This is a genomic window from Streptomyces sp. NPDC030798 (assembly GCF_055572275.1).
In genome coordinates, this window is the sequence record NZ_JBVIDR010000013.1 from 199,387 (window position 1) to 220,452 (window position 21,066).

Below are 21,066 nucleotides of genomic sequence, written 5' to 3' on the forward strand. Positions count from 1 at the left end.
CCAACGATCCAGTAGCACTGGTCGGTAACGAACGGTCCGCATCATCCCTCTTCGCGGCGAGGTGAGCCTCCATGTCCGCCACCACCACCCCACGCACCACCGTCACCGAGCGCGAGGCACGCCGGGTGGCGGAGGCCGCCCGGCAGCAGGACTGGCACAAGCCCAGCTTCGCCAAGGAACTCTTCCTCGGCCGCTTCCGGCTCGATCTCATCCACCCCCACCCGCTCCCGGACGCCGAAGCCGTGCGCCGCGGCGAGGAGTTCCTCACCAAACTGCGCGCCTTCTGCGAGAGCACCATCGACTCCGCCCGCATCGAGCGCGAGGCCCGCATCCCCGACGAGGTCGTCGCGGGCCTGAAGGAACTCGGCGCCCTCGGCATGAAGATCGACCCCAAGTACGGCGGCCTCGGCCTCACCCAGCTGTACTACAACAAGGCCCTCGCCCTGGTCGGCTCCGCGAGCCCCGCCGTCGGCGCCCTGCTCTCCGCCCATCAGTCGATCGGCGTACCGCAGCCGCTGAAACTCTTCGGCACCCAGGAGCAGAAGGACACCTTCCTGCCCCGCTGCGCCCGCACCGACATCTCCGCCTTCCTGCTCACCGAGCCCGACGTCGGCTCCGACCCGGCCCGCCTGGCGACGACGGCCGTGCCCGACGGCGACGACTACGTCCTCGACGGGGTGAAACTGTGGACCACCAACGGCGTGGTCGCCGACCTCCTCGTCGTCATGGCCCGCGTGCCGAAGTCCGAGGGCCACAAGGGCGGCATCACCGCGTTCGTCGTCGAGGCCGCCTCCGAGGGCATCACCGTGGAGCACCGCAACGCCTTCATGGGTCTGCGCGGCATCGAGAACGGCGTCACCCGCTTCCACCAGGTCCGGGTGCCCGCCGCCAACCGGATCGGCCCCGAGGGCGCCGGCCTGAAGATCGCCCTCACCACCCTCAACACCGGCCGCCTGTCGCTGCCCGCGATGTGCGCCGGCTCCGGCAAGTGGAGCCTGAGGATCGCCCGCCAGTGGGCGGCCGAGCGGGAGCAGTGGGGCAAGCCCGTGGCCCTCCACGAGGCCGTCGGCGCCAAGATCAGCTTCATCGCGGCGACCACCTTCGCCCTGGAGGCCGTCGTCGATCTGTCCTCCCAGATGGCCGACGAGGACCGCAACGACATCCGCATCGAGGCCGCCCTCGCCAAGCTCTACGGCTCCGAGATGGCCTGGCTGATGGCCGACGAACTGGTCCAGATCCGCGGCGGCCGCGGCTACGAGACCGCCGAGTCCCTCAGGGCGCGCGGCGAGCGGGGCGTACCGGCCGAGCAGATGCTGCGCGACCTGCGCATCAACCGCATCTTCGAGGGCTCCACGGAGATCATGCACCTCCTCATCGCCCGCGAGGCCGTCGACGCGCACCTCTCCGTCGCCGGGGACCTCATCGACCCCGACAAGCCCCTGTCCGACAAGGCGAGGGCGGGCGCGAACGCGGGCGTCTTCTACGCCAAGTGGCTGCCGAAACTCGTCGCCGGACCGGGCCAACTTCCCACCGCCTACGCCGAGTTCCGGCACGAGGTCGACCTCTCCGGGCATCTGCGCTACGTCGAGCGGCACGCCCGCAAGCTGGCCCGCTCCACCTTCTACGCCATGTCCCGCTGGCAGGGCCGGATGGAGACCAAGCAGGGCTTCCTCGGCCGGATCGTCGACATCGGCGCCGAACTGTTCGCGATGAGCGCGGCCTGCGTGCGCGCCGAGCGGCTGCGCAGCGAGGGACAGCACGGCCGCGAGGCCTACCAACTGGCCGACGCCTTCTGCCACCAGGCCCGCATCCGCGTCGAGGAACTCTTCGGCCGGCTGTGGACCAACACGGACGAGCTGGACCGCAAGGTCGTCAAGGGCGTACTCGGCGGCGCCTATGAATGGCTGGAGGACGGCATCCTCGACCCCTCGACCGAGGGCCCCTGGATCGCCGACGCCACCCCGGGCCCCAGCAACCACGAAAACGCCCGCCGCCCCTTCGGGGCATAGGGGTTCCCCTCCGGGACCGGCCGAGCGCGGACACGCGCCGGCCGCTCCCGGAGCCCGGCGAGGATGCCACCGCCCCTCGGGGGCGTAGGGGGACGCGCTGTTCGGAGCATGGCCGTCGCACGCGACAATGGGGGGATGACCGACAGTCCCGCCAGCCCCGTACCCCTCGCCGACCCGCACCTCGTGTACGACCCCCTCGCGGGCGACGGCCCCAAGGACGTGGTGATCCTCGGCTCCACCGGGTCCATCGGAACCCAGGCCATCGACCTGGTGCTGCGCCACCCCGGCCGCTTCCGGGTCACCGCCCTCTCCGCGAACGGCGGCCGCCCGGCCCTGCTCGCCGAGCAGGCGCACCGGCTGCGGGTCCCGACCGTGGCGGTCGCCCGCGAGGACGCCGTACCGGCCCTGCGCGAGGCACTGGCCGAGCGCTACGGCGCCGGGCAGCCGCTCCCCGAGATCCTCGCCGGACCGGACGCGGCCACCCGGCTCGCCGCCTCCGACTGTCACACGGTGCTCAACGGCATCACCGGCTCCATCGGCCTCGCCCCGACCCTCGCCGCCCTGGAGGCGGGCCGCACCCTCGCGCTCGCCAACAAGGAGTCGCTGATCGTCGGCGGCCCGCTGGTGAAGGCGCTCGCCAAGCCCGGCCAGATCATCCCGGTCGACTCCGAGCACGCCGCCCTCTTCCAGGCCCTCGCCTCGGGCACCCGCGCGGACGTGCGCAAGCTGGTGGTGACCGCCTCCGGCGGCCCGTTCCGCGGCCGTACGAAGCAGGAGCTGGCGAACGTCACCGTCGAGGACGCCCTCGCCCACCCCACCTGGGCCATGGGACCGGTCATCACGATCAACTCGGCGACCCTCGTCAACAAGGGCCTGGAAGTCATCGAGGCACACCTGCTGTACGACATTCCCTTCGACCGCATTGAGGTGGTCGTGCATCCCCAGTCGTATGTTCACTCGATGGTTGAGTTCACCGACGGATCCACGATCGCCCAGGCGACGCCCCCCGACATGCGCGGGCCCATCGCCATCGGTCTGGGTTGGCCCGAACGGGTTCCGGACGCGGCGCCCGCTTTCGACTGGAGCAAGGCTTCCACCTGGGAGTTCTTCCCACTGGACAACGAGGCCTTCCCCTCGGTGAACCTCGCCCGGCACGTGGGGCAGCTCGCGGGCACCGCCCCGGCGGTGTTCAATGCGGCCAACGAGGAGTGCGTCGAGGCCTTCCGCAGCGGCGCACTGCCCTTCAACGGCATCATGGAGACCGTCACCCGGGTGGTGGAGGAGCACGGCACCCCCGTCACGGGAACTTCACTCACCGTGTCGGACGTCCTCGAAGCGGAGACCTGGGCGCGGGCCCGGGCCCGGGAACTGACAGCCACGACGGCGACCGCGGAGGCGCGTGCATGACGACCTTGATGTTCATCCTCGGCATAGTGGTCTTCGTGGTCGGCCTGCTCGTCTCGATCGCGTGGCACGAGCTGGGGCACCTGTCCACGGCCAAGCTCTTCGGCATCCGCGTCCCGCAGTACATGGTCGGCTTCGGCCCGACCATCTGGTCGCGGCACAAGGGCGAGACCGAGTACGGCATCAAGGCCGTCCCGCTCGGCGGCTACATCCGCATGATCGGCATGTTCCCGCCCGACGAGGCCGGCCGGGTCTCCGCCCGCTCCACCTCCCCGTGGCGCGGCATGATCGAGGACGCCCGCTCGGCCGCCTTCGAGGAGCTCAAGCCCGGCGACGAGACGCGCATGTTCTACACGCGCAAGCCGTGGAAGCGGGTCATCGTCATGTTCGCGGGCCCCTTCATGAACCTGGTGCTCGCGATCGCCCTGTTCCTGACCGTGCTGATGGGCTTCGGCATCCAGCAGCAGACCACCACGGTCGCCTCGGTGTCGCCCTGCGTCATCGCGCAGAGCGAGCACCGCGACAGCTGCAAGAAGTCCGACCCCGCGTCCCCGGCCGCGGCCGCCGGCATCAAGAACGGCGACAAGATCGTCTCCTTCGACGGCAGGCCGACCAAGGACTGGAACACGCTGTCCGACCTCATCCGCGACAGCGCGGGCAAGAACGTCCCGATCGTGGTCGAGCGCGGCGGCCGGCAGCTCACCCTGCACGCCACGATCGCCACCAACCAGGTCGCCAAGAAGGACTCGAGCGACAACTACGTCGAGGGCAAGTACGTCAAGGCCGGCTTCCTCGGCTTCAGTGCCGCGACCGGCGTCGAACGGCAGGACTTCGGCGAGTCGGTGACCTGGATGTCCGACCGGGTCGGCGACGCCGTCGACTCCCTCGTCGCCCTGCCCGGCAAGATCCCGGCCCTGTGGGACGCTGCCTTCGGCAACGGCCCGCGCGAGCCGGACTCCCCGATGGGCATCGTCGGCGCGGCCCGGGTCACCGGCGAGATCGCCACCCTGGACATCCCCGCCTCGCAGCAGCTGGCCATGTTCGTCTTCGTCCTGGCCGGCTTCAACCTCTCCCTGTTCCTGTTCAACATGCTCCCGCTGCTGCCCCTCGACGGCGGTCACATCGCGGGCGCCCTCTGGGAGTCGCTGCGCCGCGCCGTGGCCCGTGTCATGCGCCGCCCGGACCCCGGTCCGTTCGACGTGGCCAAGCTGATGCCGGTGGCGTACGTGGTGGCGGGAATCTTCGTCTGCTTCACCGTTCTCGTCCTGATCGCGGACGTGGTCAACCCGGTGAAAATCTCCTAGCCACCCCGCGTTCACGGCGGCCCGGGACACCCTGTTCCGGGCCGCCTTCCATCGGGTGGGTTTGCCGGGTGGGATGTGCCCGCGCCGGGACCCGTGCCGTAATCTCGAAGCCTGGAGCCCGCCGTTCATGGGGCCGGACCTTGATCCACGACTTGGGGTTGCACAGCAGATGACTGCGATTTCTCTCGGCATGCCGTCCGTTCCGACCAAGCTCGCCGAGCGCCGGAAGAGCCGGCAGATCCAGGTCGGGTCCGTGGCGGTCGGCGGGGACGCGCCCGTGTCGGTGCAGTCGATGACCACGACCCGTACGTCCGACATCGGCTCCACCCTCCAGCAGATCGCCGAACTGACCGCGTCCGGCTGCCAGATCGTCCGGGTCGCCTGCCCGACCCAGGACGACGCCGACGCGCTGGCGACCATCGCGAAGAAGTCCCAGATCCCGGTCATCGCCGACATCCACTTCCAGCCCAAGTACGTCTTCGCCGCCATCGAGGCCGGCTGCGCCGCCGTCCGCGTCAACCCCGGCAACATCAAGCAGTTCGACGACAAGGTGAAGGAGATCGCGCGCGCCGCCAAGGACCACGGCACCCCGATCCGCATCGGCGTCAACGCGGGCTCCCTGGACAGGCGACTGCTGCAGAAGTACGGCAAGGCCACCCCGGAGGCCCTGGTCGAGTCGGCGCTGTGGGAGGCGTCGCTCTTCGAGGAGCACGACTTCCGGGACATCAAGATCTCCGTCAAGCACAACGACCCGGTCGTCATGATCGAGGCCTACCGTCAGCTCGCCGAGCAGTGCGACTACCCGCTCCACCTCGGTGTCACCGAGGCCGGGCCGGCGTTCCAGGGCACCATCAAGTCCGCCGTCGCCTTCGGCGCCCTGCTCTCCCAGGGCATCGGCGACACCATCCGCGTCTCCCTCTCCGCGCCGCCCGTCGAGGAGGTCAAGGTCGGGCTGCAGATCCTGCAGTCGCTGGGTCTGCGCCAGCGTGGCCTGGAGATCGTCTCCTGCCCGTCCTGCGGCCGCGCCCAGGTCGACGTCTACAAGCTCGCCGAGGAGGTCACCGCGGGCCTGACCGGCATGGAGGTCCCGCTGCGGGTCGCCGTCATGGGTTGTGTCGTCAACGGCCCCGGCGAGGCCCGCGAGGCGGACCTCGGCGTCGCCTCCGGCAACGGCAAGGGCCAGATCTTCGTCAAGGGCGAGGTCATCAAGACCGTCCCCGAGTCGAAGATCGTGGAGACCCTCATCGAGGAGGCCATGAAGCTCGCCGCCCAGATGGAGGCCGAGGGCACCGCCTCCGGCGAGCCCACCGTGTCGGTCGCGGGCTGAGCCGTCGGTTTCGAGCCCGCGGCCGAGGGCCGCGGGCGGAGCACCACCGGGCTCGGGCGTCGGAGCCCAGGCTCGTCTCCCGACTCCCGGCTCACGCCTCCCGATGCGTCGGGTCCTCCACCGGTGCGTCCTCCTGGACCGAGCCGGGGGCGGCGCGGTCCGGGGCCGCCGGGCTGTAGGGGGCCTGCGGTGGCGGTGGCGGGCTGTGGTCGCCGGGGGCACCCTGACCGGACTCCGGCAGGCGCAGCGCCAGCAGCGCCACGTCGTCACCGCTCGGCTCGATGCGCTTGAGCAGTTCGTCGCAGTAGTCGTCCACCGTCGTGTCGCCCGGCCGGCGTGCCAGCACCTCCGCATGGTGGCGCAGCTTGGCCATGCCCACGTCGATCGGCCGGTCCCGGCTCTCCACGAGACCGTCGGTGTAGAGCAGCAGGGTGCTCTCGGCAGGCAGCTCCTCGTACGCGTCCGGCCAGCTCAGACCCAGGTGCAGGGTGGCGCTCATGCCGATCAGCGGACCGTGCCCGCCGGTCAGGAACCGGGCGTCCCCGTCGCTCGTCACCAGCAGCGGCGGCGGATGCCCGGCGTTCACCCAGTGCAGCCGCCAGGGCCCGCCCTCGGGGCCCTCGACCCGGGCGAAGAGGACCGTCGCCATCGGCGCGTCGCTGGTGTGCGTCACCGCCTCGTCCAGCCGGCGCATGATCACACTCGGCGGCTCCCGGTGCACCCAGGCCAGCCCGCGCAGCATGTTGCGCACCTCGGCCATGTGCGCGGCGGCCTTCAGGTCGTGGCCCACCACGTCCCCGATCACCAGGGCCATGGTCCCGTCGCCGAGCAGGAAGGCGTCGTACCAGTCGCCGCCGATCTCCATCGCGCTCTGCGCGGGCAGATAGCGGGCCGCCATCCGCAGATGGTCCACCTGCGGCAGCGGGGCCAGCAGCTGGCGCTGCATGGTCGCGGCGACGTTGCGCTGCTCCTCGTAGAGCCGGGCGTTGTCCAGCACCAGCGCCACCCGCCGGCCGATGTCGGACAGCAGCCGGATCTCGGCGTCGGTGAACGCGGGGGAGTCCACGGTGCGCCCCACGGTCAGCATCCCGTAGTGGTGCCGGCGCGCCCCCAGCGGCGCCACCACGGCCGAATGCCCGCCGAGCCGCTCGAAGAGCATGCCGTGGGTCGCGGCGAGCGGGGCGTCGGGGTCGCGCAGCGCCTCGGCGGTCAGCAGCACCGGCTTGTCACCGCCCATGGCCTTCGCCACCGCCGGGCGCACCCGGGACGGCAGCGGCGGCAGCGGCCCCTGCAGCCGGCGCGCCCGGTGCGGATGCGCGGGACAGCGCACGGCGATCCGCTCCAGTGCCCCGGTCCGGTCCGAGCACAGGGCCACCGCGGCCCAGTCGCCCAGCTCCGGGACCAGCATCCGCAGCAGTCGGCGGAGCTGGCTGAGGGGGTTCAGCGCCGACATCAGCACCGACGAGACGTCCGCCACCAGGTTCAGCCGGTTCGTCATCGCCTCCAGCTCGGCCGTGCGGGCCGCCGTCCGCTGCTCGGCCTCCCGGTGCAGGCTGAAATCGCTGAAGACGATCACCACCCCGGCCGGGCGACCCTCCATGCGCAGCGGAGTGGTCGACCAGATGATCGGCACGGTGGTGCCGTCGGCGCGCAGGAAATACTCCTCGCTGCCCTGCTCCACGGACCGGTTGTCGCGCAGCGGGGCCCGCATCATGCACCCCTCGCGCGGCACCGGGCGGCCGTCGGGGCGGCGGTGCAGCAGGTCGTGCGAGTCCTGGCCGATCATGTCCTCGGCCGCCCGGCCCAGTACCTCCTCGGCCCACGGGTTGACGTAGGTGATGCGGCCGGCGAGGTCGATGGTGAGGACCCCGGTGCCCAGGTCGTGCAGGACGGCGTCCGGGAACCTGGGCTCCCGGTTCGCGCCCGACCCACTCATGGCCTCACGCCCTCGTCGTCGTACCGGACGGCCGCCCGGTGTGCCGGTCTCGCACCCACCGGTTTCCCGACGGAGCCCGAAAAAATAGCTTTCATGACATTTTTACCTTCAGCGGGGCGCCGCTCGTCCGCACGGCGCTCCGTCCGCGTCCCCTTCGCGGCCCCGCACCGGGGGCGGCGCCGCCCGGATTCCGCGGGTACAGTGCGGAGATCAGCAGAACCCCAGCGTGAGGCCCCCCGCAGTGTTGACCCAGACCACCTCACGGGTGCTCGAACCGAGCGACCTTGACGCCGCGCTCGCCGTCCTCGACCGCGAGCCGGTCGCGAACGCCTTCGTGACCTCCCGCGTCCAGGTGGCCGGCCTCGACCCGTGGCGGCTCGGCGGCGAGATGTGGGGCTGGTACGAGGACGGCATGCTCACCTCCCTGTGCTACGCGGGCGCCAATCTCGTGCCGATCTGCGCCACCCCGCGCGCCGTACGGGCCTTCGCGGACCGGGCGCGAAGGGCCGGCCGCCGCTGCTCCTCCGTCGTCGGGCCCGCCGGGCCGACCGCCGAGCTGTGGCGGCTGCTCGAACCCCACTGGGGACCGGCCCGCGAGGTCCGCGCCCACCAGCCCCTCATGGTCACCGACCGCATGCCCGCCGACATCGCCCCGGATCCTTACGTCCGCCGCATCCGCAAGGACGAGATGGAGACGATCATGCCGGCGTGCGTGGCGATGTTCACCGAGGAGGTGGGCGTCTCGCCGCTGGCGGGCGACGGCGGGCTGCTCTACCAGGCCCGGGTCGCCGAACTCGTCGGCTCCGGCCGCTCCTTCGCCCGCCTCGACGACCGGGGCAAGGTCGTCTTCAAGGCGGAGATCGGCGCGGCCACCAGCCAGGCCTGCCAGATCCAGGGCGTGTGGGTGGCCCCCGAGTACCGGGGCAGGGGCCTGGCGGCACCCGGCATGGCGGCGGTGCTGCGCTACGCCCTGGCCGACGTGGCGCCGGTGGTCAGCCTGTACGTCAACGACTTCAACACGGCGGCGCGCAGGACGTACCAGAGGGTGGGGTTCCACGAGGTGGGCGCCTTCATGAGCATCCTCTTCTGAGGCCCCGCACTCTCCCCGCACGGATCGGGTGATCGGCTGTACGCTCCCCGCATGGACCTCGTGATCGGCCCCCTGGACTTGTCGGCCCACGTCGACGAGGCCCTCGCCGTCCAAGCCGTCGCCTTCGGACTCGGCCCCGAAGAGGTCGCCGTACGCAGGCAGATCGTCCAGCGCCACATGCAGTACCCCGGCGCCCGCGCCCTGGGCGCGCTCACCTCCGACGGCCGGCTCGCCGGCTTCGTCTACGGCATGCCCAACAGCCGTACCCACTGGTGGTCGACCGTCGTCGAGCCCTATCTGCGTGCCAACGGCAACGCCTTCTGGCTCGACGACTCCTTCGTCATCACCGAGCTGCACGTCCACCCCGACCACCAGAACCGGGGCATCGGCCGCGCCCTGATCACCGGCATCACCGACGGCGCCGCCGAACCCCGCTCGATCCTCTCCGCGATCGACACCGACAGCCCCGCCCGCGGCCTCTACCACTCCCTCGGCTATGTCGACCTCGCCCGCCAGGTCCACTTCCCGAGCGCCCCGCGGCCGTACGCCGTCATGGGCGCCCCCCTTCCGCTGCGCCGCACGTAGGCGAGCGGCATAACCGATTTCCGCCCCCGCAGCCTGCCCGGCTAACCTCCATGCCATCACCTAATCCCGGCAGGAGTACGAGCCATGGCGAACGCACCGGTCCAGCGCATGTCCCAGTTGATGGTGAAGACGCTGCGCGACGACCCGGCGGACGCCGAGGTCCTCAGCCACAAGCTGCTCGTCCGCGCGGGCTACGTCCGCCGCACCGCCGCCGGCATCTGGTCCTGGCTGCCCCTCGGCAAGAAGGTCCTCGCCAACGTGGAGCGGATCGTCCGCGAGGAGATGGACGCCATCGGCGCCCAGGAGGTCTCGCTGCCCGCCCTGCTGCCCCGCGAGCCCTACGAGGCCACCGGCCGCTGGGACGAGTACGGCCAGGAGCTGTTCCGGCTGAAGGACCGCAAGGGCGGCGACTACCTCCTCGGCCCCACCCACGAGGAGATCTTCACCCTGCTGGTCAAGGACCAGTGCACGTCCTACAAGGACCTGCCGGTGATCCTCTACCAGATCCAGACCAAGTTCCGTGACGAGGCCCGCCCCCGGGCCGGCATCCTGCGCGGCCGCGAGTTCCTGATGAAGGACTCCTACTCCTTCGACCTGGACGACGACGGCCTCGGGCGGTCCTACGCCCTGCACCGCCAGGCCTACCAGCGCGTCTTCGAGCGCCTCGGCCTCGACTACCGCATCTGCGCGGCCACCGCCGGTGCCATGGGCGGCTCCAAGTCCGAGGAGTTCCTGGCCCCGGCCGAGGCCGGCGAGGACGTCTTCGCGGACTGCCCGAACTGCGACTTCGCCGCCAACACCGAGGCGATCACCTACGAGCTCGAGCCCGTCGACGGCTCCGGTGTCCCCGCCCTCGAGGAGATCCCCACCCCGGACACCCCGACCATCGAGACCCTGGCCGCCTCCCTCGGCGTCCCGGCCTCCGCCACGCTGAAGAACCTGCTGGTCAAGGTGGACGGTGAGATCGTCGCCGTCGGCGTGCCCGGCGACCGCGAGGTCGACCTGGGCAAGGTCGAGGCGCACTTCGCCCCGGCCGCCGTCGAACTGGTCACCGCCGAGGACTTCGTCGGCCGCCCCGACCTGGTCCGCGGCTACGTCGGCCCGCAGGGCCTGGGCGAGAAGGTGAAGTACATCGCCGACCCGCGCGTGGCCCCCGGCACCGCGTGGATCACCGGCGCCAACAAGGAGCACACGCACGCCAAGAACGTCGTCGCGGGCCGTGACTTCGAGGTCGACGAGTACGTGGACGTCGTGGTGGTGCAGGAGGGCGACCCCTGCCCGAAGTGCGGCACCGGCCTGAAGCTGGACCGTGCCATCGAGATCGGCCACATCTTCCAGCTCGGCCGCAAGTACGCCGACGCCCTCAAGCTCGACGTCCTCGGCCAGAACGGCAAGCCGGTCCGCGTCACCATGGGCTCCTACGGCATCGGCGTCTCCCGCGCGGTCGCGGCCCTCGCCGAGCAGAGCGCCGACGAGCAGGGCCTGTGCTGGCCCAAGGAGGTCGCCCCGGCCGACGTGCACGTCGTCGCCGCCGGCAAGGCGCTGCAGACCGAGGTGGCGCTCGACGTCTCCGAGAAGCTGGCGGCGGCCGGTGTCCGCGTCCTGGTCGACGACCGGGCGGGCGTCTCCCCGGGCGTGAAGTTCACCGACGCCGAGCTGATCGGCGTCCCGCAGATCCTGGTGGCCGGCCGCCGCTCCGGCGAGGGCGTGCTGGAGCTGAAGGACCGCAGGACGGGCCGGCGCGAGGAGCTGACGGTCGAGGAAGCGATCGCCCGCCTGACGGCCTGACAGCTCTCCGCCTCGCCGGCACTCCGGCCGTTCGGCCTCCGGCGGGGCACCGACCGTTCCCCGAGGGGTGTGACACCACACCCCTCGGGCAGTGCCGTCCTTCGTGCGCGGGCTCCAGCGCGCCGCTGTCGCCCCCGAAGACGGCGCGCTCGTAGCGGTGCAAGGCCTGTTCTGTTCGCTCGTCCGCGGTCATGCCCGGGATCGTGTCGACGGCCGCCCGGCCCGTTCGGCGATCACGCGCTCACAGCCACCCGGCGAACTCCAGCAGCAGTTCCGCATCCTTGTCCCGTCCCACGCGCAGGGCCCGCACGCCCGACTCCACCGCCCGGAACAGCGTCCAGCCGCGCAGCCGCTCCAGGTTCACGTCCAGCGAGTCGGCCAGCCGCTTGATCCGGCGCCGGGTGACCGCCGCCCCGGACGGCGCCGCGATCAGGTCCTCGACCCGGTCCCGGACGAGCCGCGCCAGGTCGAACGCGCACTCGCCGGCCACCGGATCCGGACCCACCGCGAGCCACGGCGTCCGCTCCCCGGCCAGCACCTTGCTCTGCCGGAACGTGCCGTGCAGCAGCCGGTGCTCGGGCGGCGCGGCCAGCAGCTCCTCGCGGGCCGCCAGCGCCGCGTTCACCAGGGGTGCCGTCTCGGGCGCGGTCCGCGCGCCCGCCCGCATCGCCTCCGCCTGCCGCCCGGTCCGCTCGGCCACCGTCTCGAAGGGATGCCCGGAGGGCGGCTCGACCCACAGCCGGCGCAGCGTCCCCGCCGCCTCCAGCAGTGCCTTCGCCTCGGGCAGCGAGCGCACCGACACATCGGGATGCAGCCGCTCCAGCAGCAGCACACCCTCCTCCGCGTCGGCCTCCAGGAGCTGTACGGCGCCCAGGCCGCCCCAGTGCGCCAGTGCCGCCCGTTCGCTCTCGGGCCGGGCCCGGGGCGGGGCCAGTTTCAGCACCGCCGGGGTGCCGTCGGCCCGCCGGACCAGCACCACCAGGCTGCTGCGGCCGCCCGGCACCTGGACCCGCTCCACCGTCAACTCGCGCCGGGCCACCGCACGTTCGGCCGCCAAGGGCAGCCGCGCCAGCCAGTCGTCACCGGCCGGCGCCGTCTCACCGAGCGCCCGCACCAGTCGCTGGGGCGGTTCGAAAGCCATGCGCGAGTCGTTCCCTTCTTCCCGGCCCTGGACGTGCCGTCTTCTCGTCGCGGGCCCACCGTGCGGCCCACCGCGCGGTCACGTCGTCGGAGTCGCCGAGGTGTCCGGTCCGGCCGCGCCCGCTTCGTCGCCGGCCCGCTCGGCGAGCCCAGGGAAGGCTACGCTCTCCCCGCTCCAGCGCACCGCCCGGACCGCCGCCTCGCGCAGCGCCGCCGCGGCCGCGGCGCGCCGCGCGCCGGTCGCCGCGCGCACCAGGTCCGAGTACACCCCGGCCACCCGCTCCTCGAGCCGGGCGGCCAGCCGTACCGCGGCGGTCGCGTCCGGCACCGGGAACGGCAGCGCGTAGGCGGCGCTCGCGGCGACCGGCTCGCCGCCCAGATCGCGCACCTCCCGCGCCAGCGCGTCCCGCCGCGCCCGGTGCGCGTCGTAGGCCGCCCGCGCCTCGGCCTGCCGCCGCCCACCGATCCGCCCGCCGACGACGCCGTACCCGTACACCGCCGCGTGCTCCGCCGCCAGCGCCGCCTGCAGCGCGGTCAGCTCGGCCTTCACCGGCGCTCCCGTCGTCCCGGGCTTCCCGGGCCCCCGGGTGCTCATCGGGCCCCCTCGGTCAGCAGGTACGCGTGCGCCGCCCCGGCCGCCGCCACCGAGGCCATCAGCCGCGCCAGCTCGCCCGGCACGTCCAGCAGGGCCTTGGCCCGCCGGTCGGCGAGGGCCCGCTCGGCCGCGGCGAGAGAGGTGAGCGCGTCCTTCTCGGCCGCGGGACCCGTGGCAGCAGCCGACTTCGACGGTTCCGACCCGGCCGGCGGCGCCGTGGCCCACGAGGACGGCCCGCCGCGGGCGGCCGACGCCGGCGCGGACGGCGACGCCGTGGCCGAACGCCCCCCGAAGGCCGTCACATGGGCCGCGACCTGCGCCCGCAGCGGCTTCAGCCGCTCGGCCAGCGCCGGATGGGCGGCGAGCACGGTGTCGTAGCGCTCCAGCAGGTTGGCGCTGTCCTCGGCCGCACGCGCGCGTGCCCGCGCGGTCACCGACGGGCTGCCGCCGCTGCTCGCGGAGTCCGGTCCGGCCGAGCAGCCCGCCAGCAGGGCGGACCCGGCGGCGGAGGCGAGCAGGGATCTTCTGCGCGGCCCCGAGGGGGTACGCGGCGGCGGGGGGTACGGCACTGCAGACGTCCTCGGGGAACTCGTACGACAGGAAGGGCGGGCGGACGAAAAGGCGGGCAGCCCGTGATCACCGTACCCGCGCCCCGTCCCGACGCCACTCACCGGCACCGCGCGTACACAGGTGGACGGCAACACTCCCCGCGACCGGATACCCTTTGACCAGACACGCGACCCATCCCACAACAGCACACGCGGCCGAGGAGTCACCCGGATGAGCACCACCCAGAGCGAGAGGCTGCGAGAGCTGCTGGAACCGCTCGTCACCTCCCAGGGGCTGGATCTCGAGGAGATCGCCGTCGACTCCGTCGGACGCAAGCGGGTGCTGCGCGTGGTCGTCGACTCCGACACCGGAGCCGATCTGGATGCCATCGCCGATGTGAGCCGCGCGCTCTCGGCGAAGCTCGACGAGACCAACGCGATGGGCGAGGGCGCGTACGACCTGGAGGTCGGAACCCCCGGCGCGGAGCGCCTCCTCACCGAGCACCGGCATTTCGTGCGCGCCACCGACCGGCTGGTGAGGTTCCAACTCACCGAGGGCGGCGACCTGGTCGCCCGGATCCTGCAGGTCGACGAGGACGGCATCGACGTCGAGGTCCCCGGGGTGAAGGGCCGCAGGGCCACGACCCGCAGACTCGACTTCCCCCAGATCGCCAGGGCGCGCGTGCAGGTCGAGTTCAACCGCAAGGACAAGGCGGACACGAAGAACATGAAGGAAGAGGAGGAGGCGTAGCCGTGGACATCGACATGAGCGCCCTGCGGGGCTTGGTCCGGGAGAAGGAGATCTCCTTCGACCTGCTGGTCGAGGCGATCGAGTCGGCCCTCCTCATCGCGTACCACCGCACCGAGGGAAGCCGTCGCCACGCGCGCGTGGAACTCAACCGGGAGACCGGGCACGTGACCGTGTGGGCGAAGGAGGACCCCGAGGACCTCGAGGAGGGCCAGGAGCCCCGCGAGTTCGACGACACCCCCTCCGGCTTCGGCCGGATCGCCGCCACCACCGCCAAGCAGGTCATCCTGCAGCGGCTGCGCGACGCCGAGGACGACGCCACGCTCGGCGAGTACGCCGGGCGCGAGGGCGACATCGTCACCGGTGTGGTCCAGCAGGGTCGCGACCCGAAGAACGTGCTCGTCGACATCGGCAAGCTCGAGGCCATCCTGCCGGTGCAGGAGCAGGTGCCGGGCGAGACCTACCCGCACGGCATGCGGCTGCGGTCGTACGTCGTCCGGGTCGCCAAGGGCGTCCGCGGCCCCTCCGTCACCCTCTCGCGCACGCACCCGAACCTGGTGAAGAAGCTCTTCGCCCTGGAGGTGCCGGAGATCGCCGACGGGTCGGTGGAGATCGCGGCGATCGCCCGTGAGGCCGGTCACCGCACCAAGATCGCCGTGCGGTCCACCCGTTCGGGCCTGAACGCCAAGGGAGCCTGCATCGGTCCCATGGGCGGCCGGGTGCGCAACGTCATGGGCGAGCTGAACGGCGAGAAGATCGACATCGTCGACTGGTCGGACGACCCGGCCGAGATGGTGGCGAACGCGCTGTCACCCGCCCGGGTGAACAAGGTCGAGGTCGTGGACCTGGCCGCCCGGTCCGCCCGGGTGACCGTGCCGGACTACCAGTTGTCGCTCGCCATCGGCAAGGAGGGCCAGAACGCCCGCCTCGCCGCCCGGCTCACCGGCTGGCGGATCGACATCCGGCCGGACACCGAGCAGGCCGACTAGCCGACGCCGGTCACGCCGAGTGACCGGGCGACCGGGCCGGGGAATAGATCCAGGCCGCAGGCCGCTTGAATTACGACAACAGTCGTTCGATCTTTGCCCCGAAGGGGTGAGGTCGGTGCGGGGAGGTAGACTTAACCGTGTCTGGCCGGACGCACGCCCGAGCATGCCCTGAGCGCACCTGTGTGGGATGCCGGGAGCGGGCGGCCAAGAACGATCTGCTGCGGATCGTGCGGAGCGAGGACGCGTGCGTCCCCGATCCTCGCGGTACGCTGCCCGGCCGGGGTGCCTATGTGCACCCCGCCCTGGTCTGTCTCGACCAGGCGGTACGCCGCCGGGCGTTCTCGCGGGCACTGCGCGCCCCGGGAGCGCTCGACACAAAGGCGTTGCGCCGATACGTCGAGCAGACAACAGTTGTCGAGCAGACAACCGTTGCTGAGCAGGCAACACCGTAAGACGTGCCGCGCGGAAGCCCCCGTGCGGCCCTGGTACCTCGCGAGTCGAAAGCAGGTCGAGATTGCGATGAGCACTCGATGAGTACGCGATGAGTACGCCCATGAACTAGCGACGGTCCGGCTTCAACCCGGACCTCAAAGGAGCGAAGTGGCTAAGGTCCGGGTCTACGAACTCGCCAAGGAGTTCGGTGTCGAGAGCAAGGTCGTCATGGCCAAGCTCCAGGAACTCGGTGAATTCGTCCGTTCGGCGTCTTCGACCATCGAAGCGCCCGTAGTACGCAAGCTGACCGACGCCTTCCAGGGCGGCGGCAACGGCAAGTCCGCAGGCCGGCCCGCCCCGCGCAAGGCCGCCCCCAAGCCCGGCGCGCCCTCTCCGGCGCAGGCGGCACGTCCGGCTGCCCCGCGGCCGCCGGCTCCCAAGCCTCCGACTCCGGCGGCCCAGCAGCCCGCCCCGTCGGCTCCCTCGGCGCCCGCGCCGGCCCCGGGCCCGCGTCCGGTGCCGGGTCCCAAGCCCGCGCCGCGTCCGGCCCCGGCCGCCCCGGAGTTCACCGCTCCGCCGGCCCCGGCCGCGCAGACCCCGCAGGCTCCGGCCGCTCAGGGTCCGCGTCCCGGCGCCCGTCCGGGTGCTCCCAAGCCCGGCGGCGGCCGTCCGGCCGGTCCCGGTCAGGGCCAGGCGGCCCGTCCGGGCCAGGGCGGTCCGCGTCCCGGTGGCCAGGCCCCGCGTCCGGGTGCCCGTCCGGCCGGTCCGCGCCCGGGCAACAACCCCTTCACCTCCGGTGGCTCCACCGGCATGGCCCGCCCGCAGGCCCCGCGCCCGCAGGGCGGCCCGCGTCCCGGCGGCCCCGGTGGCCCCGGCGCCGGTCCCCGTCCGCAGGCCCCCGGCCAGCAGGGCGGCGGTCCGCGTCCGCAGGCTCCGGGCGGTCCGCGTCCGAGCCCGGCCGGCATGCCCCGCCCGCAGGGCGGCCCGCGTCCCGGCCCGGCCGGTCCGCGTCCGAACCCCGGCATGATGCCGCAGCGTCCGGCTGCCGGCCCGCGTCCCGGCGGCGGTGGCCCCGGTGGCCGTGGTCCCGGTGGCGGCGGTCGTCCCGGTGGCGGCGGCGGTCGCCCGGGTGGCGGCTTCGCCGGTCGTCCCGGCGGCGGTGGCGGCGGCGGCTTCGCCGGCCGTCCCGGTGGTCCCGGCGGCGGTGGCGGCGGCTTCGCCGGCCGTCCCGGTGGTCCCGGCGGTGGCGGCGGTGGCCGTCCCGGCTTCGGCGGCCGTCCCGGCGGTCCCGGTGGCCGCGGTGGCACGCAGGGTGCCTTCGGCCGTCCCGGTGGTCCCGCGCGTCGTGGCCGCAAGTCGAAGCGGCAGAGGCGCCAGGAGTACGAGGCCATGCAGGCCCCGAGCGTCGGCGGCGTGATGCTGCCGCGCGGCAACGGCGAGACCATCCGTCTCTCCCGCGGCGCGTCGCTCACCGACTTCGCGGAGAAGATCAACGCCAACCCGGCGTCCCTCGTCGCGGTCATGATGAACCTCGGCGAGATGGTCACCGCGACCCAGTCCGTCTCCGACGAGACGCTGGAGATCCTCGCCGGCGAGATGAACTACACGGTTCAGATCGTCAGCCCCGAGGAGGAGGACCGCGAGCTGCTCGAGTCCTTCGACATCGAGTTCGGCGAGGACGAGGGCTCCGAGGAGGACCTGGTCGTCCGTCCGCCGGTGGTCACCGTCATGGGTCACGTCGACCACGGCAAGACCCGCCTGCTCGACGCGATCCGCAAGACGAACGTCATCGCGGGCGAGGCTGGCGGCATCACCCAGCACATCGGTGCCTACCAGGTGTCGACCGAGGTCAACGACGAAGAGCGCAAGATCACCTTCATCGACACCCCGGGTCACGAGGCGTTCACCGCCATGCGTGCCCGTGGTGCGAAGTCGACCGACATCGCGATCCTGGTCGTCGCGGCCAACGACGGCGTCATGCCGCAGACGGTCGAGGCGCTCAACCACGCCAAGGCGGCCGACGTGCCGATCGTCGTCGCGGTCAACAAGATCGACGTCGAGGGTGCCGACCCGACCAAGGTGCGCGGTCAGCTGACCGAGTACGGCCTGGTGGCCGAGGAGTACGGCGGCGACACGATGTTCGTCGACATCTCCGCCAAGCAGGGTCTGCACATCGACTCGCTGCTGGAGGCCGTGATCCTCACGGCGGACGCCTCGCTCGACCTGCGGGCCAACCCGGCCCAGGACGCGCAGGGCATCTCGATCGAGTCCCGCCTCGACCGCGGCCGCGGTGCCGTGGCGACGGTCCTCGTCCAGCGCGGCACCCTGCGGGTCGGCGACACGATGGTGGTGGGCGACGCCTACGGCCGCGTGCGCGCCATGCTCGACGACAACGGCAACAACGTCGCCGAGGCCGGCCCGTCGACGCCGGTCCAGGTCCTGGGCCTGACCAACGTCCCGGGTGCGGGCGACAACTTCCTGGTGGTCGACGAGGACCGTACGGCCCGTCAGATCGCCGAGAAGCGCGCCGCCCGCGAGCGCAACGCCGCGTTCGCCAAGCGCACGCGCCGTGTCTCGCTGGAGGACCTGGACAAGGTGCTCAAGGCCGGCGAGGTCCAGCAGCTCAACCTCATCATCAAGGGTGACGCTTCTGGTTCCGTCGAGGCGCTCGAGTCGTCCCTGCTCCAGCTGGACGTCGGCGAAGAGGTCGACATCCGCGTCCTGCACCGCGGCGTCGGTGCGGTCACGGAGTCCGACATCGACCTGGCGATGGGTTCCGACGCCATCGTGATCGGCTTCAACGTCCGCGCGGCCGGCCGCGCGGCGCAGATGGCCGAGCGCGAGGGTGTGGACGTCCGGTACTACTCGGTCATCTACCAGGCGATCGAGGAGATCGAGGCGGCCCTCAAGGGCATGCTCAAGCCGGAGTTCGAGGAGGTCGAGCTCGGTACGGCGGAGATCCGCGAGGTCTTCAAGTCGTCCAAGCTGGGCAACATCGCCGGTGTCCTCATCCGGTCCGGCGAGGTGCGCCGCAACACCAAGGCCCGCCTCATCCGCGACGGCAAGGTGGTCGCGGAGAACCTCACCATCGAGGGCCTGCGTCGCTTCAAGGACGACGTCACCGAGATCCGCGAAGGGTTCGAGGGCGGTATCAACCTCGGCAACTTCAACGACATCAAGGTCGACGACGTCATCGCGACGTACGAGATGCGCGAGAAGCCGCGGGCGTAAGCCCTGGCTGACGCCGGCCGGCGGAACATGCGTTCCGCCGGCCGGCGCCCCGTTCCCGGGCGGTGCACGGGGCCGGGAAACCCTGTCGAGCCTCCGGCAGGTACGCGGTACCGTTCTTGATGACCCCGGCCGCACGGCTGAAGGGGCCATCGATCCCGTACCGGCGGGTGAACCGGCTACACACATGTACGTGGGGACTCTGTCCTTCGACCTCCTCCTCGGCGATGTCCACTCGCTGAAGGAGAAGCGCTCCGTCGTCCGCCCGATCGTCGCCGAACTCCAGCGCAAGTACGCGGTGAGCGCGGCGGAGGTGGACCACATGGACCTCCATCGGCGAGCCGTCATCGGCCTCGCCATGGTCTCCGGCGACGCGGCGCACCTCACCGACGTACTCGACCGGTGCGAACGGCTGGTCGCCGGCCGCCCCGAAGTGGAGCTGCTGTCGGTCCGACGCCGCTTCCACGGCGAAGACGACTGACGCCGACCAGACCACAGAACGCAAGAAGAGACAAGAACGGGAGACGGACCAGTGGCCGACAACGCGCGGGCGAAAAGGCTGGCGGACCTCATCCGGGAGGTGGTGGCCCAGAAGCTGCAGCGCGGGATCAAGGACCCGCGGCTCGGCTCGCACGTCACCATCACGGACACCCGGGTCACGGGTGACCTGCGGGAGGCGACCGTCTTCTACACGGTCTACGGCGACGACGAGGAGCGGAAGGCCGCCGCAGCGGGCCTGGAGAGCGCCAAGGGCATCCTGCGCTCCGAGGTCGGCCGCGCGGCCGGCGTGAAGTTCACGCCGACCCTCACCTTCGTCGCGGACGCCCTCCCGGACACCGCCCGGACCATCGAGGACCTCCTCGACAAGGCACGGCAGTCCGACGCGCAGGTCCGCGAGGCCTCCGCCGGGGCGACGTACGCGGGCGGCGCCGACCCGTACCGCAAGCCGGCCGACGACGAGGCGGACGAGACGACCGAGACGGACGGCGACGCCACCGCATGACGCAGAAGCACACCACGCCCGACGGCCTCGTCATCGTCGACAAGCCGTCGGGCTTCACTTCGCACGACGTGGTCGCGAAGATGCGCGGCATCGCCCGCACCCGCCGCGTCGGCCACGCCGGCACCCTGGACCCGATGGCGACCGGGGTCCTCGTGCTCGGCGTGGAGCGGGCCACGAAACTCCTCGGCCACCTGGCCCTGACCGAGAAGGAATACCTGGGCACCATCCGCCTGGGCCAGAACACGATCACCGACGACGCCGAGGGGGAGATCACCTCCTCCACCGACGCCGCCAAGGTGACCCGGGACGCCATCGACGCCGGCATCGCCAAGCTGACCGGCGACATCATGCAGGTGCCGTCCAAGGTCAGCGCCATCAAGATCAATGGTGTGCGGTCGTACAAGCGGGCGCGGGACGGCGAGGACTTCGAGATCCCGGCCCGGCCGGTCACCGTGTCCTCCTTCACCGTCTACGACGTCCGGGACGCCGTCGCCGAGGACGGCACCGCCGTGCTCGACCTGATCGTCTCGGTGGTCTGCTCCTCCGGCACCTACATCCGCGCCCTCGCCCGCGACCTGGGCGCCGACCTGGGCGTCGGCGGCCACCTCACCGCGCTGCGCAGGACGCGCGTCGGGCCGTACAAGCTGGACTCCGCCAAGACGCTGGACCAGTTGCAGGAGGAGCTGACGGTGATGCCGGTCGCCGAGGCGGCCGCCGCCGCGTTCCCCCGCTGGGAGGTGGACGACCGGCGCTCCCGGCTGCTGCTCAACGGCGTCCGGCTGGAGATGCCCGACGGATACGCGGGCGCCGGCCCCGTCGCCGTGTTCGGCCCCGAGGGCCGCTTCCTCGCGCTGGTCGAGCACCACAAGGGCAAGGCCAAGAGCCTGGCCGTCTTCGGCTGACCGCACCGACCCGAGGAGCACCGCGCCGCACGGCACCC

General features: G+C 72.1%; 18 protein-coding genes. 14 read left to right on the forward strand and 4 right to left on the reverse strand.

Annotation, left to right across the window (positions count from 1 at the left end):
* Positions 1-71: 71 nt before the first annotated feature.
* From ACZ404_RS28080 to ispG, 4 genes are all read left to right on the forward strand, one after another.
* Entirely contained in the window at positions 72-2,009 is a 1,938-nt protein-coding gene (locus ACZ404_RS28080; RefSeq protein WP_468444560.1) for an acyl-CoA dehydrogenase family protein, read from the forward strand.
* A gap of 135 nt (positions 2,010-2,144) precedes the next feature.
* The gene (gene dxr / locus ACZ404_RS28085) at positions 2,145-3,416 is read left to right on the forward strand and encodes a 1-deoxy-D-xylulose-5-phosphate reductoisomerase (RefSeq protein ID WP_468444562.1); all 1,272 of its coding nucleotides are present in this window, start codon (positions 2,145-2,147) and stop codon (positions 3,414-3,416) included.
* A complete protein-coding gene (locus ACZ404_RS28090; RefSeq protein ID WP_468444564.1) occupies positions 3,413-4,717 on the forward strand; it encodes a M50 family metallopeptidase in 1,305 nt (434 codons plus the stop codon). Before dxr ends, ACZ404_RS28090 begins: the two co-directional genes overlap by 4 nt.
* Before the next feature lie 169 nt (positions 4,718-4,886).
* Positions 4,887-6,044, forward strand: a complete 1,158-nt coding sequence (gene ispG, locus ACZ404_RS28095; protein WP_468444566.1) for a flavodoxin-dependent (E)-4-hydroxy-3-methylbut-2-enyl-diphosphate synthase — start codon at positions 4,887-4,889, stop codon at positions 6,042-6,044.
* Between the two features lie 91 nt (positions 6,045-6,135).
* Here the strand turns inward: ispG and ACZ404_RS28100 are convergent, their stop codons facing one another.
* Positions 6,136-7,980 (reverse strand): SpoIIE family protein phosphatase, encoded by a 1,845-nt coding sequence (locus ACZ404_RS28100; protein WP_468444568.1) that lies wholly within the window; start codon positions 7,978-7,980, stop codon positions 6,136-6,138.
* Between the two features lie 241 nt (positions 7,981-8,221).
* On the opposite strand from ACZ404_RS28100, the gene ACZ404_RS28105 reads away from it, so the two are divergent.
* The 3 genes from ACZ404_RS28105 (at position 8,222) to ACZ404_RS28115 (ending at position 11,443) form a co-directional block, all read left to right on the forward strand.
* Positions 8,222-9,070 (forward strand): GNAT family N-acetyltransferase, encoded by an 849-nt coding sequence (locus tag ACZ404_RS28105; protein WP_468444655.1) that lies wholly within the window; start codon positions 8,222-8,224, stop codon positions 9,068-9,070.
* Positions 9,071-9,121: 51 nt separating this feature from the next.
* A complete protein-coding gene (locus tag ACZ404_RS28110; RefSeq protein WP_468444570.1) occupies positions 9,122-9,655 on the forward strand; it encodes a GNAT family N-acetyltransferase in 534 nt (177 codons plus the stop codon).
* A gap of 84 nt (positions 9,656-9,739) precedes the next feature.
* Positions 9,740-11,443: a proline--tRNA ligase gene (locus ACZ404_RS28115; protein ID WP_468444572.1), complete on the forward strand. Its 1,704-nt coding sequence runs from the start codon at positions 9,740-9,742 to the stop codon at positions 11,441-11,443.
* Between the two features lie 241 nt (positions 11,444-11,684).
* Here the strand turns inward: ACZ404_RS28115 and ACZ404_RS28120 are convergent, their stop codons facing one another.
* The 3 genes from ACZ404_RS28120 to ACZ404_RS28130 form a co-directional block, all read right to left on the reverse strand.
* Positions 11,685-12,584 (reverse strand): aminoglycoside phosphotransferase family protein, encoded by a 900-nt coding sequence (locus ACZ404_RS28120; protein ID WP_468444574.1) that lies wholly within the window; start codon positions 12,582-12,584, stop codon positions 11,685-11,687.
* Positions 12,585-12,662: 78 nt separating this feature from the next.
* A complete protein-coding gene (locus ACZ404_RS28125; RefSeq protein ID WP_468444576.1) occupies positions 12,663-13,178 on the reverse strand; it encodes a DUF4439 domain-containing protein in 516 nt (171 codons plus the stop codon).
* Positions 13,175-13,747 (reverse strand): hypothetical protein, encoded by a 573-nt coding sequence (locus ACZ404_RS28130; protein WP_468444577.1) that lies wholly within the window; start codon positions 13,745-13,747, stop codon positions 13,175-13,177. Before ACZ404_RS28130 ends, ACZ404_RS28125 begins: the two co-directional genes overlap by 4 nt.
* Before the next feature lie 211 nt (positions 13,748-13,958).
* Here ACZ404_RS28130 and rimP point away from each other — a divergent pair, with 211 nt between their 5' ends.
* The 7 genes from rimP (at position 13,959) to truB (ending at position 21,028) form a co-directional block, all read left to right on the forward strand.
* Positions 13,959-14,477: a ribosome maturation factor RimP gene (rimP, locus tag ACZ404_RS28135; RefSeq protein ID WP_468444579.1), complete on the forward strand. Its 519-nt coding sequence runs from the start codon at positions 13,959-13,961 to the stop codon at positions 14,475-14,477.
* 2 nt (positions 14,478-14,479) lie between these two features.
* Positions 14,480-15,463 (forward strand): transcription termination factor NusA, encoded by a 984-nt coding sequence (nusA, locus tag ACZ404_RS28140; RefSeq protein WP_468444581.1) that lies wholly within the window; start codon positions 14,480-14,482, stop codon positions 15,461-15,463.
* A gap of 137 nt (positions 15,464-15,600) precedes the next feature.
* Positions 15,601-15,915: a YlxR family protein gene (locus ACZ404_RS28145; protein ID WP_468444583.1), complete on the forward strand. Its 315-nt coding sequence runs from the start codon at positions 15,601-15,603 to the stop codon at positions 15,913-15,915.
* A 148-nt stretch (positions 15,916-16,063) separates the two neighbouring features.
* Positions 16,064-19,126, forward strand: a complete 3,063-nt coding sequence (gene infB / locus ACZ404_RS28150; protein ID WP_468444585.1) for a translation initiation factor IF-2 — start codon at positions 16,064-16,066, stop codon at positions 19,124-19,126.
* A 184-nt stretch (positions 19,127-19,310) separates the two neighbouring features.
* Positions 19,311-19,604, forward strand: a complete 294-nt coding sequence (locus ACZ404_RS28155; RefSeq protein ID WP_030216812.1) for a DUF503 domain-containing protein — start codon at positions 19,311-19,313, stop codon at positions 19,602-19,604.
* Between the two features lie 51 nt (positions 19,605-19,655).
* Positions 19,656-20,126: a 30S ribosome-binding factor RbfA gene (rbfA, locus tag ACZ404_RS28160; protein WP_468444587.1), complete on the forward strand. Its 471-nt coding sequence runs from the start codon at positions 19,656-19,658 to the stop codon at positions 20,124-20,126.
* Entirely contained in the window at positions 20,123-21,028 is a 906-nt protein-coding gene (gene truB / locus ACZ404_RS28165) for a tRNA pseudouridine(55) synthase TruB (RefSeq protein ID WP_468444589.1), read from the forward strand. The genes rbfA and truB overlap by 4 nt, the downstream gene beginning before the upstream one ends.
* Positions 21,029-21,066: the final 38 nt, after the last annotated feature.

Bases quoted from the DNA above. Each gene is read 5' to 3' on its own strand.
- ACZ404_RS28080 (WP_468444560.1), top strand. From the start codon at position 72: ATGTCCGCCACCACCACCCCACGCACCACCGTCACCGAGCGCGAGGCA.
- dxr (WP_468444562.1), top strand. From the start codon at position 2,145: ATGACCGACAGTCCCGCCAGCCCCGTACCCCTCGCCGACCCGCACCTC.
- ACZ404_RS28090 (WP_468444564.1), top strand. From the start codon at position 3,413: ATGACGACCTTGATGTTCATCCTCGGCATAGTGGTCTTCGTGGTCGGC.
- ispG (WP_468444566.1), top strand. From the start codon at position 4,887: ATGACTGCGATTTCTCTCGGCATGCCGTCCGTTCCGACCAAGCTCGCC.
- ACZ404_RS28100 (WP_468444568.1), bottom strand. From the start codon at position 7,980: ATGAGTGGGTCGGGCGCGAACCGGGAGCCCAGGTTCCCGGACGCCGTC.
- ACZ404_RS28110 (WP_468444570.1), top strand. From the start codon at position 9,122: ATGGACCTCGTGATCGGCCCCCTGGACTTGTCGGCCCACGTCGACGAG.
- ACZ404_RS28115 (WP_468444572.1), top strand. From the start codon at position 9,740: ATGGCGAACGCACCGGTCCAGCGCATGTCCCAGTTGATGGTGAAGACG.
- ACZ404_RS28120 (WP_468444574.1), bottom strand. From the start codon at position 12,584: ATGGCTTTCGAACCGCCCCAGCGACTGGTGCGGGCGCTCGGTGAGACG.
- ACZ404_RS28125 (WP_468444576.1), bottom strand. From the start codon at position 13,178: ATGAGCACCCGGGGGCCCGGGAAGCCCGGGACGACGGGAGCGCCGGTG.
- rimP (WP_468444579.1), top strand. From the start codon at position 13,959: ATGAGCACCACCCAGAGCGAGAGGCTGCGAGAGCTGCTGGAACCGCTC.
- ACZ404_RS28155 (WP_030216812.1), top strand. From the start codon at position 19,311: ATGTACGTGGGGACTCTGTCCTTCGACCTCCTCCTCGGCGATGTCCAC.
- truB (WP_468444589.1), top strand. From the start codon at position 20,123: ATGACGCAGAAGCACACCACGCCCGACGGCCTCGTCATCGTCGACAAG.